The organism is Brevibacterium sp. Lmc1, assembly GCF_057654315.1.
This window is the reverse complement of sequence record NZ_CM172803.1, coordinates 2,544,752-2,557,850: the sequence shown is the minus strand read 5'-3', so window position 1 is coordinate 2,557,850 and position 13,099 is coordinate 2,544,752. Positions and strand designations below refer to the sequence as shown.

Annotated in this window: 12 protein-coding genes; all 12 read left to right on the top strand. The window is 67.0% G+C overall.

Translation table 11 applies throughout. From position 1 onward, the window contains the following. Positions 1-6: 6 nt before the first annotated feature. The 12 genes from steA (at position 7) to scpB (ending at position 13,087) form a co-directional block, all read left to right on the top strand. On the top strand, positions 7-1,245 hold the full coding sequence (gene steA / locus AC239G_RS11420; RefSeq protein WP_172170118.1) for a putative cytokinetic ring protein SteA: 1,239 nt from the start codon (positions 7-9) through the stop codon (positions 1,243-1,245). Further along, entirely contained in the window at positions 1,238-2,230 is a 993-nt protein-coding gene (locus AC239G_RS11415) for a copper transporter (protein ID WP_139469722.1), read from the top strand. Before steA ends, AC239G_RS11415 begins: the two co-directional genes overlap by 8 nt. Beyond that, complete coding sequence (locus tag AC239G_RS11410; RefSeq protein ID WP_487488876.1) at positions 2,227-3,096, top strand: hypothetical protein; 870 nt, start codon at positions 2,227-2,229, stop codon at positions 3,094-3,096. The genes AC239G_RS11415 and AC239G_RS11410 overlap by 4 nt, the downstream gene beginning before the upstream one ends. Beyond that, a complete protein-coding gene (gene murJ / locus AC239G_RS11405) occupies positions 3,093-4,850 on the top strand; it encodes a murein biosynthesis integral membrane protein MurJ (RefSeq protein ID WP_487488875.1) in 1,758 nt (585 codons plus the stop codon). The genes AC239G_RS11410 and murJ overlap by 4 nt, the downstream gene beginning before the upstream one ends. Then, positions 4,847-5,995 (top strand): glycosyltransferase family 4 protein, encoded by a 1,149-nt coding sequence (locus AC239G_RS11400; RefSeq protein ID WP_487488874.1) that lies wholly within the window; start codon positions 4,847-4,849, stop codon positions 5,993-5,995. The genes murJ and AC239G_RS11400 overlap by 4 nt, the downstream gene beginning before the upstream one ends. A 33-nt stretch (positions 5,996-6,028) precedes the next feature. Then, positions 6,029-7,165, top strand: coding sequence for a glycosyltransferase (locus AC239G_RS11395; protein WP_172170106.1), 1,137 nt, complete (start codon positions 6,029-6,031; stop codon positions 7,163-7,165). Positions 7,166-7,173: 8 nt separating this feature from the next. Then, positions 7,174-8,853: a CTP synthase gene (gene pyrG, locus AC239G_RS11390; RefSeq protein ID WP_487488873.1), complete on the top strand. Its 1,680-nt coding sequence runs from the start codon at positions 7,174-7,176 to the stop codon at positions 8,851-8,853. Positions 8,854-8,941: 88 nt separating this feature from the next. Next, complete coding sequence (locus tag AC239G_RS11385) at positions 8,942-9,646, top strand: NUDIX domain-containing protein (RefSeq protein WP_487488872.1); 705 nt, start codon at positions 8,942-8,944, stop codon at positions 9,644-9,646. Positions 9,647-9,652: 6 nt separating this feature from the next. Further along, entirely contained in the window at positions 9,653-10,603 is a 951-nt protein-coding gene (xerD, locus tag AC239G_RS11380; RefSeq protein WP_487488871.1) for a site-specific tyrosine recombinase XerD, read from the top strand. Positions 10,604-10,641: 38 nt separating this feature from the next. Beyond that, positions 10,642-11,508, top strand: coding sequence for a ParA family protein (locus AC239G_RS11375; RefSeq protein ID WP_420096583.1), 867 nt, complete (start codon positions 10,642-10,644; stop codon positions 11,506-11,508). Between the two features lie 89 nt (positions 11,509-11,597). Continuing rightward, complete coding sequence (locus AC239G_RS11370) at positions 11,598-12,437, top strand: segregation and condensation protein A (RefSeq protein WP_487488870.1); 840 nt, start codon at positions 11,598-11,600, stop codon at positions 12,435-12,437. Next, positions 12,434-13,087, top strand: a complete 654-nt coding sequence (gene scpB / locus AC239G_RS11365; RefSeq protein ID WP_487488869.1) for an SMC-Scp complex subunit ScpB — start codon at positions 12,434-12,436, stop codon at positions 13,085-13,087. Before AC239G_RS11370 ends, scpB begins: the two co-directional genes overlap by 4 nt. The last annotated feature ends 12 nt before the right edge of the window (positions 13,088-13,099 follow it).

Below are 13,099 nucleotides of genomic sequence, written 5' to 3'. Positions count from 1 at the left end.
CGGACCATGAAAGTGCGCAGACACCGTGAGAACCTCACCGCACCGACCCGGTTCGGCCCCGCCCCTGCCCGCTTGGACCGACGCACGAAGAATCTGACGAAACGCCTCCAAGCAGGCGACATCGCCATCATCAAGCACTCCGATATCGACCGCATCTCCGCCGAAGCCCTCGTCGCCTGCCGGCCGGCCGCGGTGATCAACGCCGACAAGTCGATCTCCGGCCGCTACCCGAACCTCGGTCCGAGCATCATCGTCGACGCCGGCATCCCCCTCATCGACGCCGCCGGTGCCGACATCTTCGATGCGGTCGACGAAAACGCCGAGATCTCCATCGAGGGCGCCACCGTATACGCAGGCGAAACCGAGGTGGCCACGGGAGTCCTGCAGACGGCGGAGACGATCTCCGAGGACATGCACGCCGCCGAGGCCGGAATGAACTCCGTGCTCGTGGACTTCATCGACAATACGATCGAATACATCCGCAAGGACTCCGATCTGCTCTCGGCCGAACTCGTCGTGCCCGAGGTGAAGACGACGTTCACCGACCGGCATGTGCTCATCGTCGTCCGCGGATACCACTACAAGGAGGACCTGGCGATGCTGGCCTCCTATATCCGCGAATACCGGCCGCTGCTCATCGGCGTCGACGGCGGAGCCGATGCCATCATCGAAGCCGGCTACCGACCGGACATGATCGTCGGGGACATGGACTCCGTGTCCGACACCGCTCTGACCTCGGGTGCCGAGATCGTCGTCCACGCCTACCGCGACGGCACCGCCCCGGGCACCGAACGGGTCGAAGCCCTCGGAGTCGAATGCGTGGCCTTCGCGGCCTCGGGCACGAGCGAGGACATCGCCATGCTGCTCGCCGATGACAAGGGTGCCGAACTCATCGTCGCCGTGGGCACCCACGACACCGTCATGGAGTTCCTCGACAAGGGCCGCAAGGGCATGGCCTCGACCTTCATCACCCGACTGCGTGTGGGATCGAAGCTCATCGACGCCAAGGGCGTGTCCCTGCTCTACCGGCAGCGCATCTCCAGCCTGCAGCTGGCCGTGCTCATCATCGCCGGTCTCGTCGCCCTCGGTGTGGCGATGACCGCGACCTCGGCCGGACAGACCTTCCTCGGCCTCATCGGCGCCCAACTCGACGGCCTCTTCGGCTGGATCGGCTCCCTCTTCGGCGGCGACCCCGCAGCTTCGACCGATTCCGCCGGCCTCATCCAAGGACTGACCAGTGATTGATTTCCGCTACCACCTCGTCTCCCTCGTCTCGGTGTTCCTCGCCCTCGCCGTCGGCATCGTCCTCGGCGCGGGACCGCTGAAGGAACCGATCGGGGAGTCCCTGCAGAGCCAGGTCGATGCGCTGCGCTCGGACCGCGACAACCTGCGCTCCGACCTCGACGCCGCCAAGGGCAATATCGACAAGCAGAACGAATTCGTCACCGCCGCGGCCCCGGAACTCATCGACGGCACCCTCGACGGGCAGGAAGTGAGCATCATCGCCGCCCCCGAGGCGGACTCCGAGCAGGTCGAAGAGGTCAGCAACCGGGTCAAGGAAGCCGACGGCACCATCGCCGGCGACGTCTCGTTCGTGCCGAACACGCTCAGTCTCGAGGATTCCACCCAGTTCCTCAAGCGGCTGCGCACAGTCGTGCCGCACCTGCCGAAGGACGATTCGACCGCGATCCGCGCCGCCCTCGTCATCGCCCTGACCGGGGACGCCTCGATGCTCGAAGACGAAGACGATCAGGCCGATGCGGAGAAGCAGGCGGCGAAGCTCTACGACGTCTTCGTCGAAGCCGACCGTCTGCGCACCGACACAGACCACAAGACCACCTCGCTGTTCATCGTCATCGATGATGAGAACTCGACACTGGCCGAGGACACCGAGCCCAGCCCGAAGGCCACCGACGACAAGGGCACCCGCACCCTCGTCACCGACTTCATCACCGCGCTCACCGCCGAAGCCACCTCGGTGGTCGTCGCCGGCGACGCCGGCTCGGCACAGAACGGACTCGTCAACGTGCTGCGGACGGAGAAGTCCCGCGCCAGCACCGTCGACGGCCTCGGCCTCGGCGCCGGTCCCGTCATCACCGTGCGGGCACTGGCCTCCGGGGAAGCCGGAAAGCACGGACACTTCGGATTCGCCGAGGACGCCGAAGGCATTCTGCCGGGCAAGATCGAAGAGAAGCCGTCCGACGACACCCCGAAGGGAGACGAGAAATGATCCGCTCCATCGTCAGCACCGCCGTCGCCGGACTCGCCGGCTTCGCCGCGACGAAAGCCGTGCTCAGATCGCGGCTGCGCACCCACGATTCCGCGATGCGCACCAACCACGCCGGACACGACGTCTCGCTCGCCGAAGGCCCTGCCGTCGCGGCGGGACTGCTGGCCGGCAGCCTGCTCATCGAAGATCCTCGGCAGCGGTCGGCGACCCTGCTGGCCACGGCCGCGGCGGGCAGCCTCGGCGCCGTCGACGACTTCTGCGAATCCGGATCCTCCAAAGGACTGCGCGGTCATCTGTCGGCCCTGGCCCGCGGGGAGATCACGACCGGGGCCATCAAGGTCACCGGCATTCCGCTCGCCTCGATCGCGGCCGCCGCGATCCTGCGCAGCCGCACCCGCCCGTCCGGGCTCTTCGGCTCCACGCACTCGACAAGCGACCGACCCTGGTACGCGGCCACCGCGGACGTCATCGTCACCGGGGGAGTGATCGCGGGCTCTGCAAACCTGTTCAACCTCCTCGACCTGCGGCCGGGCCGGGCACTCAAGGCCGGAGCACTGACCCTGGCCTTCACCGACCACGAACGCCGCGTGTCCTGGGCACCAGCCGGAGCGATCGCGGGAGCCACGGCCGCAGCCTGGCCCGACGACCTCGCCGGTGATGCGATGCTCGGCGACACCGGAGCCAATGCCCTGGGAGCGGCGATCGGCGTGATCCTCGCCGAAACCGCCACACCGGCACAGCGACGCCTCATCCTCGCTGTCCTCGCCGGACTCACCCTGGCCAGCGAGAAGGTCTCCTTCACCTCCGTCATCGAATCGACTCCGGGACTGCGGGAGATCGACTCGTTCGGCCGCGAGGATAAGTGAACAAGCTCGTTCGAGTCCTCGCCTCCACGGCGCTGCTCGTATCGATCATCACCCTGCTGACCCGTTTGGTCGGCTTCTTACGCTGGCTGGTGTTCTCGGCAAACGTCGGCGCCGGCACCGTCGGCACCGCCTACCAGAGTGCCAACCAGGTCCCGAACATCCTCTTCGAGGTCGTCGCCGGAGGCGCCCTGGCCGGAGCGGTCATCCCGCTTCTCGCCGTGCCACTGGCCAGATCGGACCGGGAGACCGCCGGACGCATCGCCTCCGGCCTGCTGACCTGGGCGGTCAGCGTCACCCTGCCCCTGTCGATCCTGCTGGCCGTGTTCGCCCCGCAGATCGCGAGGATCCTCGTCGACACGAAGACGAGCGCCGCGGGAGTGCAGGCGACCGTGGAGCTGCTGCTCATGTTCTCCCCGCAGCTCGTCCTCTATGGAATCGGCGCCGTGCTCACCGGAGTGCTGCAGGCCCACCGGAAGTTCCTGTGGCCGGCGTTCGCCCCGCTGCTCTCCAGCCTCATCGTCATCGGCAGCTATATCGCCTACAGTTCCGTCGGCGGCAGCGACGACACCTGGCAGACCCACCTCGGCTGGCTCGGCTGGGGCACCACCGTCGGCGTCGCGGCCCTCGCGCTGCCGCTCGCCCTGCCGATGGCCACGACCGGGCTGAAACTGCGTCCCACCTTCTCCTTCCCGCCCGGAGTCGCCCACCGTGCTCTGCGCCTGGCCGGCGCCGGAATGTCGGCCCTGCTCGCCCAGCAGGCTGCCGTGCTCGCGACCCTGAGCCTGGCCAACCATGTCGGTGGGGACGGCACGCTCGTGCTCTTCAGCTACATCAACGCCGTCTACCTGCTGCCCTACGCGGTGCTCGCCGTGACCGTGGCGACGGTGGTCTTCCCGACCCTGTCGACCTGGGTGGGACGATCCACCGACCCCGAGGCGACTGCCGACAAACGTGCGGAAGCCGGGGCGCGGATGCGGTCGGTGACCTCGACGACGACGGCGCTCATCATCGCTATCGGCGGACTCGGCGCCGTCATCCTGCTCTCGGCGGCCGGCCCCCTGCAGACCTTCTTCATCGCCATCGACGCCGAAAGCGAATCCGCTGCCCCCTTCGACTCCATGGCCACGGCGATCATGGTCATGGCCTTGGCCGTGCCCGGGTGGTCCTTCGTGGCGTGGGGCACCCGCGTCTTCTATGCGGTGGAACGCTCCCGCTATTCGGCTGCCGCCACGACGACGGGGTGGATCCTCGTCATCGTCGGCATGGTCGGAGCCATCCTCGTCACCGGCTCGAACGGCAATCCCGGGCTGACCCTCGTCTGCATCTGCAGCGGCTATGTGCTGGGCATGACCGTCGCCGGAGTATTCCTGCTCGTGAATATGCGCCGCGTCCTCGGCCCCACCGGACTCGCCCTCGTCGGACGCCGGTCGCTGCTCGCGCTCGGGGCCGCCGTCGTCGCGGGCACCGCCGGGGTCGTGACCTCGCAGTGGTTCGGGGGACTCCTCGACAACTCGGCAAGCTCCGCGGTCATCGCCGGAATCGTCGCAGCTCTCCTCGGCTGCATCGTATTCGGACTCATCGTGCTCATCATCGACCGCGGGTTCCTCGGAGAGATCCGCGGCCTGCTCGCCGACCGGAACCGGGCCGGCGTCAACGACGAAACGACCGTGCACGCCGCCGAAGCGCAGACCAGAGACCACGGCCCCAGCGACATCGACAGACCCAGCGACACCGACAGGGAGGAAGACTCATGAGAATCGTCTTCACCATCGGCACCTCGACCGGGGGAGTCGGCACCCACGTGCACGCACTCGCCCGCGACCTCGCCGCCGCCGGCCATGAGATCGGCGTCATCGGACCGGCCGCCACCGACGAACACTTCGGCTTCTCGCTGCTGCCCGGAGTCCGATTCGGCGTCCTCGAACTCGGCACCGGAATCGGCGCCTCCGACGCCGCCCTCGTCCGCCGGCAGCGCACACTGCTGCGCAGCTTCTCCCCGCAGATCGTCCACGCTCACGGTTTCCGCGCCGGGCTCATCACCCTGCTGACCCTGCGCACGCTGAAGACCCGACCGAAGTTCGTCCTCAGCCTCCACAACCAGGCCAGCGGACAGGGACTGCGCGGACGGGTCGAAACCCGAGTCGAGACGATGCTCGCCCGCGGGGCCGACCTCGTCCTCGGTGCGAGCACCGACCTCGTCGACCGCGCCCGCGAACTCGGTGCGCAGACCGCCCGATTCCTCCCCGCCGCCGCCCCCGAGGTGACCCCAGTGTCCGCCGAGGCGGCCGCCACCACCCGCTCGAGCTTGGCCGAGGAGTTCGACTTCGCCCCAGGCGCCCTGATCGTGCTCGCCGTCGGCCGCGTCGCCAAACAGAAGAACTACCCGATGTTCGTGCGCGCACTCGCTCGCCTCGGCGATGAGAACCACCAGGGCGAGATCGTCGCCCTCATCGCCGGTGCCGCCGATGAGGAGGTGCTCGCCGACGTCCGCGCTCAGTACGATGACGCCGCAGCCGCCTCGGCGATTCCGGCCCTGCATTTCCTCGGACCCCGCGATGACATCGCCGAACTCGCGGCCGCTGCGGACATCTACGCGCTCACCAGTGTGTGGGAGGCCCGAGCGCTCGTGCTCCAGGAGGCGCTGATGACCGGCAAGGCGATCGTGGCCACCGCCACCGGCGGCAGCGCCGAACTCGTCGGCGATGCGGGGATACTGATCGACCATGACGACGATGCCGCCTTCGCCGCTGCCGTGGCCGAACTCGCCATCGATCCTGCCCGCCGCGCAGAACTCGGAGCCAGGGCACGGGCACGCGGAGCGGAGCTTCCCGATGAGAGGGAAGTTGCCGAAGAACTCGCAGGTCTTTACACGGAACTCGTGCCTGCCCAGGTAGGCTAGAAGCAGCGTCGAACGAAAGAAGAGGATGAGGAAATGAGCGAATCCGGCGAGGTCAACCCACTGAGCGCAGACACGAGGATTCTGCACGTGCTCGCCGATACCACCGGTCCCGTCGTCGAAGTGGCGAAGCTCGCCGTGCTCGGTCACCTCCGGGCCGGTTTCAAGGTCGCCGTCGCCGCGCACCGGTCACTGCTGGGCACCTTCGGAGTCCCTGAGGAACTGGCCGGCGAATTCCGCGAGATCGAACTCACCGCCCGTCGCCGACTCACGACCGCTGACCCCGGCTCCGCCTTCACTCTTCACAAGTACTACCAGCACGTGGACATCGTCCACGCGCACGGACTGCATGCGGCGACGCTCGCCGGACTGGCCTTCACCGGTCTGCCCGCCCGCCTGCACCCGAAGGTCGTCGCCACCATCGAATCCTTCGACTCCGCCAACGTCATCGAGAAGACCGGAGCCGAGATCGTCGGCCGTACGGCCACCGCAGTGCTCGGCACGACCGAACCCGTCGTCGACTACTACGGCGGCCGCGTCCCGGTCGTCGAACGCGCCGAACTCGTCCACCCGGACATCGACGCCGACCTCACGGTCCGCACCCCGCGTGCAGAAGTCCGTCGCGAACTCGGCCTCGCGGAAGGCACCTGGATGGTCGCCAGCCCCATCGCGCTGCGTGACCACACCGCTCTGGCGACGGTCCTCGACGCCGCCGACCAGATCAACCAGCGCCGCCGCGACCGCAAGGTCGTCTTCGTCCTCACCGGCACCGGCAAGGACCGGTCGACGATCTCCCGCGAATTCTCCGACCGCGGAGTCCTTGTGGCACCGGCCGGAGATCTCGTCGATGTCGCGGCCGCTGCCGATGTCGTCATCGCCAGCGAGACGATGACGGGACTGTCCCACGAAGACCTCATGCAGCTGTCGAAGCCCGCGGTCTTCATCGGCAGCGAACGCCGCGCCGGCATCTGGGGAGAGGCCGCGAAGGCCGTTCCCGCCGACGACACGGAGGCGCTGCTGCGTGAGATCAATCATCTTCTCGACGACCCGGCCGGACGCGGAACTTCCGCCGTGGCAGCAAAGAAGCGGGTCATCGACGTGAGCAACGGTGCGGCGATCTCCGAGACGCTGCTCGATCTGTACGCCGAGGTCGACGCTGTCTCGGATTCGTGAGCCGGACTTTGATAGAATCAAATCCCGTGGTGAATCGAACTGGCCCAGGCGGCACACATACGGCAAAGCACATCTTCGTCACGGGAGGCGTCGCCTCCTCGTTGGGCAAGGGTCTGACGGCATCGAGCCTCGGCCATCTGCTCACTCAGCGCGGCCTCACCGTGGCCATGCAGAAGCTGGATCCCTACCTCAACGTGGATCCCGGCACGATGAACCCTTTCCAGCACGGCGAAGTCTTCGTCACCGAGGATGGTGCCGAGACCGACCTCGACATCGGCCATTACGAGCGCTTCCTCGACAACGACCTCGACGGCGCAGCGAATGTGACCACCGGACAGATCTACTCCTCGGTGATCGCGAAAGAACGCCGCGGTGCGTACCTCGGCGACACCGTCCAGGTCATCCCGCACATCACCGATGAGATCAAGGCGCGGATGCGTGCCCAGGCCGAACGCCCCGAGGCGGACCGCCCCGACGTCATCATCACCGAGATCGGCGGCACCGTCGGCGATATCGAATCCCAGCCCTTCCTCGAGGCGGCCCGCCAGGTCCGTCACGACATCGGCCGGGACAACGTGTTCTTCATCCACGTCTCCCTCGTGCCCTACCTCGGGCCCTCCGGAGAGCTGAAGACGAAGCCGACCCAGCACTCGGTGGCCACCCTGCGCTCCATCGGCATCCAGCCCGATGCGATCGTGCTCCGCTCCGACCGCGAGCTGCCGGATTCGATCCGCGCGAAGATCGCCGGCGCCTGCGACGTCGAGACCGAAGCTGTCGTGTCCTGCGTCGACGCCCCGAGCATCTACGACATCCCGAAGGTCCTCCACGACGGCGGCCTCGACGTGTTCGTCATCCGCAACCTCAACCTGCCGTTCCGCGACGTCGACTGGACGAAGTGGGACTGGGTACTCGAACGCGTGCACAACCCGTCCCGGGAAGTCACTATCGGCATCGTCGGCAAGTACATCGACCTGCCCGATGCCTACCTCTCCGTCACCGAGGCGCTGCGCCACGGCGGCTTCGCCAACGATGCGAAGGTCACAATCAAGTGGATCCAGTCCGATGACTGCTCCACCGAAGCCGGAGCCGCGTCGGCACTGTCCGGCCTCGACGCGATCTGCGTGCCCGGAGGCTTCGGCATCCGCGGCATCGAAGGCAAGCTCGGTGCACTCGAATACACCCGCACCAACGGCATTCCGACCCTCGGCCTGTGCCTGGGTCTGCAGTGCATGGTCATCGAATACGCGCGCAACGTCGCCGGCATCGAGGCGGCCTCGTCGTCCGAATTCGACCCCGAGACCACGGTTCCGGTCATCGCGACCATGGCCGAGCAGCTCTCGATCGTCGAAGGCGAAGGTGACCTGGGCGGCACCATGCGTCTGGGCACCTACGAAGCCAAGCTCACCGAAGGCAGCGTCGTGGCCGGCGTGTACGGGGACACGACGATCAGTGAGCGTCACCGTCACCGCTACGAGGTCAACAACACCTACCGGGATCAGCTCGCCGAGGCGGGGCTCGAGTTCTCCGGAACCTCACCGAACGGTGAGCTCGTCGAATTCGTCGAACTTCCGCATGATAAGCACCCGTTCTACGTCTCCACTCAGGCGCACCCCGAGCTGAAGTCGCGCCCGACCTCTCCGCATCCGCTGTTCGCGGGTCTGGTCGCCGCCGCCCTCGAGCGTCAGTGACCGTTGTCCATCTTCACAGCGAATGCCGTCGGCCAGAGCGCCGGCGGCATTCGCCGTTCCACCACCGTCGAGTTTCGGGAGGCAGCCGATGAGCACTCAGCACGATGAGATCCTGCAGGACGATCCGGTGATCCCGCCGATCACCTCCTCCGAGGTCGTCTACGAAGGCGCAGTGTGGGATATCCGCAGAGAGATCTTCGATCTGCCCGAGGCGTCCGGGCTCGTCCGCGATCTCATGGCGCACACCGGTGCCGTCGGCGTGGCCGTCGTCGATGAGCAGCAGCGGATCCTGCTGGCCCAGCAGTACCGGCATCCCGTCCGAGCCAGGCTGTGGGAGGTCCCGGCCGGTCTGCTCGACGTTCCCGGAGAGGACCCGCTCGAAGCGGCGAAGAGGGAACTTATCGAGGAAGCCGACCTCACGGCCGACCACTGGGACGTCCTCAGCGACTCCTGCCTGACCCCGGGCGGCAGCTCGGAGACGATGCGTCTCTACCTGGCACGCGGGCTGTCCTCTGTTCCCGAAGCCGACCGTCACGAACGCGGCGAAGAAGAGGCAGGCTTCCGTTACGCCTGGGTCGGCATCGACGAAGCACTCGCGGCCGTGGCCGATGGACGGATCACCAACGCGATCGCCCAGCTCGCGATCTTCCAGGTCGACCGGGTGCTGCGCGCCGAAGCGGCGGGAGCACCGGTGGAGTTCCGTCCCGTCGATGCGCCGAGGCGACTCGTCGACGGCCGCCCCGAATTCGGCCGTGGTGCTCAGGTCGAGACCATCGGTTCGAGCGAGGACTGAGACCCTGTGGCTCGGCACGGCGCCGAACTCCTGCCGGAGGACCTGCCCGGAGACCTGCGGCGCGCCTTCGAGTCCTATCTCGCCTCCCTGCGGTTCGAACGCGGACTGTCGATGAACTCGATCGACGCCTATGCTCGTGACCTCGCCCGGTACGGAACCTGGCTGACCGAGGACGGGGTGAGCCGCCTCGGCGATGTCGATCGACAGAAGGTGGAGAACTTTGCGCTTCACTTGCTCGATTCGGGACTGGCACCGCGGAGTCGGGCACGCGCACTCGTCGCGGTGCGACGATTCCACACGTTCGCGCTGGGGGAGAACCTCGCGCCCACGGACCCGGCCTCCGAGGTCAGCCCACCGCAGGAAGGACTGCGACTGCCCAAGGCACTGGCGCTCGACGAGATCGAAGCGATGATCGCCACCACCGACGGCGAGGAACCCGTGCAGGTCCGGGCCGCGGCCCTGCTCGAACTCCTCTACGCCACGGGAGCCCGCATCTCCGAGGCCGTGGGCGTCGACCTCGACGATCTCGACCTCGACTCAGGGCTCGTCCGGCTCTACGGCAAGGGCGGGAAGGAGCGGATCGTGCCCTTCGGATCCCACGCCGCCCGCGCCCTGGGTGCGTGGGTGTCACGGGTGCGTCCGTCGATGGCGGCGAAGGCGAGATCCTCGGCGCCGGCCGGGGCGCTGTTCCTCAACGCACGCGGAACCCGGCTCTCCCGGGTCTCGGCGTGGCAGATCGTCAAGGATGCCGGAGAGGCGGCGAAGATCGACGCCGAGGTGTCTCCGCATACGTTCCGACACTCGTTCGCCACGCATCTCCTCGAGGGCGGTGCGGACATCCGCGTCGTCCAGGAGCTGCTCGGCCATGCCTCGGTGACGACGACGCAGATCTATACGAAAGTCTCCGAGGAGACACTGCGGGAAGTGTACGCGACCTCGCACCCCCGAGCGCGGTAGGGTTGGACGTAGAGCAACGAAAGGTGGCCATCCGAGAGATGAATACGCAAGAGGCGTTGGAGATCCCCCAGCAGCGGACCGCAGACGAGCCCCAGGACTTCCCGGAGCCGGCACCACTGGCTTCGCACGGACCCGCCCGCATCATCGCGATGGTCAACCAGAAGGGTGGGGTCGGCAAGACGACCTCGTCGATCAACCTCGGTGCGGCTCTGGCTGCCTACGGCCGCAAGATGCTGCTCGTCGACTTCGACCCGCAGGGCGCACTGTCCGTCGGCCTGGGACTCAACCCCTATGAGCTCGACATCAGCATCTACAACCTGCTGATGAACCCACGACTGGACCCGCACGAGGTCATCGTCGAAACGGACTTCGACAACATCGACATCCTGCCGGCCAATATCGACCTCTCCGCCGCCGAAGTCCAGCTCGTCGGCGAGGTCGCCCGCGAGCAGGTGCTCGCCCGTGCCCTGTCGAAGGTCGCCGACGAATACGACGTCATCCTCATCGACTGCCAGCCCTCTCTGGGACTGCTCACCGTCAATGCTCTGACCGCCGCCCATGGTGTCGTCATCCCGCTCGAGACCGAGTTCTTCGCTCTGCGCGGCGTCGCCCTGCTCGTCGAGACGATCGAGAAGGTCCAGGACCGGCTCAACCCCTCACTCGAGGTCGACGGGATCCTCGCCACGATGTTCGACTCGCGGACCCTGCACTCGAAGGAAGTCATGTCGCGAGTCACCGAAGCCTTCGGCGACAAGGTCTTCGAGACCGTCATCAACCGCACCGTGAAGTTCCCCGACGCCTCCGTGGCCGCCGAACCGATCACGAGCTTCGCCCCGAAGCACGCCGGCTCCGAAGCCTACCGCCGACTGGCCCGGGAGCTCATCGCCCGCGGAGGCGCACCCTGAGCGACCCTGCAGCTGAGGTTGAGGAGAAGGCGTCTGCCTCGAGCGGTGGCGTCGCCTCGGGCGATGGCGCTGATTCCGACACTGACATCGTGTCCGGCGATGGCGCAGCGCCCGGCGATGATGCCGCACAGGGATTCCAGGTGCGGTTGGACAACTTCACCGGCCCCTTCGACCTGCTGCTCGGACTGATCTCGAAACGCCGCCTCGACGTCACGGAGATCGCGCTGGCCGAGGTGACCGATGAGTTCATCGCGTACACCACAGAGCTGAAGGATCAGGCGAATCTCGCCGAGATCTCCCAGTTCCTCCTCGTCGCAGCGACCCTGCTCGATCTCAAGACGGCACGGCTGCTGCCGCACGAAGACGGTGAAGAGGTCCTCGACCTCGAACTGCTCGAGGCTCGTGACCTCCTCTTCGCCCGGCTGCTGCAGTACAAGGCGTACAAGTCCGTGTCCGGGTACCTGGCCGAAGCGATGGCCGCCGGCTCGATCCGGGCCCCACGCGATGTCGACCTCGAGCCGGAGTTCCAGGACGTGCTGCCGCCGCTGGAGCTGAACATCGGTCCCGGTGAGCTCGCCGGAATCTTCGCCACGGTGCTCCAACGCGACCACACCCCGCCGAGCGTCGCCGTCGACCATATCCACCTGCCGCTCGTGAGCGTGTCCGAGCAGCGCGGGCACATCCTGTCCCTGTTGCGCGCCGGAGACGTCGACTTCCAGGATCTGCTCGAAACAGCCGAGAACACCCTGGTCGTCGTTGCGAGGTTCCTCGCTCTGCTCGAACTGTTCAAGGTCGGCCTCTGCGACTTCGACCAGCCCGAACCTCTGGGACGGCTGCTCATCCACCGCACGGAGATGAACGAAGACGGAGTCGACCTGCGCACCGAAGGCGACTGGAGCGGAGACGAAGCAGAAGGGGAACAATTATGATCGATGACGAGATCCTCGCCGGTATCGAAGCCGTGCTCATGATCACCGATTCGGCCGTCACTGCCGAAGACCTTGCGGGCTCCCTCGGCCTCGACGAGGACACCGTCGAAGAAGCAATCCAGACGCTCAAGGTCGACTACGACGGAGATGAGCACCACCGGCAGCGCGGGTTCGAGATCCGCCATGTCGCCGGCGGCTTCCGCATCTTCTCCCGCGGAGACTACCACGAGGTGGTCAAGGACTTTCTCACGGCCGGGCAGAGCGCGAAGCTCTCCCAAGCCGCGCTCGAGACTCTGGCAGTCATCGCCTACCGGCAGCCGATCTCCCGGCCCCGCATCGCGGCCATCCGCGGAGTCAGCGTCGACGGCGTCATCCGCACCCTGCTGCTGCGCGGACTCATCGTCGAAGCCGGCAAGGAAGCGTCCACCTCGGCGCTGCTCTACGCCACCACCCCGCAGTTCCTCGACACGATGGGCATGAACGCGATCGACGACCTGCCCGATATCGCCCCCTACCTGCCCGAAGATGCCGACGTCGCCGAACTCGGGGCCGAAGACACCGAAGTGCTCGCCGAGATCGACGGCGCCCTCGACGACGATCTCGACGATGGCTCCGATTCGGCCGTCGAGATGTCACGAGTCGCTGATTGATTTGAGAGAATG

What these genes read in the sequence shown, in the direction of transcription:
- steA (WP_172170118.1), top strand. Translation starts at nt 7, where the DNA reads ATGAAAGTGCGCAGACACCGTGAGAACCTCACCGCACCGACCCGGTTC.
- AC239G_RS11375 (WP_420096583.1), top strand. Translation starts at nt 10,642, where the DNA reads ATGAATACGCAAGAGGCGTTGGAGATCCCCCAGCAGCGGACCGCAGAC.
- AC239G_RS11395 (WP_172170106.1), top strand. Translation starts at nt 6,029, where the DNA reads ATGAGCGAATCCGGCGAGGTCAACCCACTGAGCGCAGACACGAGGATT.
- AC239G_RS11385 (WP_487488872.1), top strand. Translation starts at nt 8,942, where the DNA reads ATGAGCACTCAGCACGATGAGATCCTGCAGGACGATCCGGTGATCCCG.
- AC239G_RS11400 (WP_487488874.1), top strand. Translation starts at nt 4,847, where the DNA reads ATGAGAATCGTCTTCACCATCGGCACCTCGACCGGGGGAGTCGGCACC.
- AC239G_RS11410 (WP_487488876.1), top strand. Translation starts at nt 2,227, where the DNA reads ATGATCCGCTCCATCGTCAGCACCGCCGTCGCCGGACTCGCCGGCTTC.
- scpB (WP_487488869.1), top strand. Translation starts at nt 12,434, where the DNA reads ATGATCGATGACGAGATCCTCGCCGGTATCGAAGCCGTGCTCATGATC.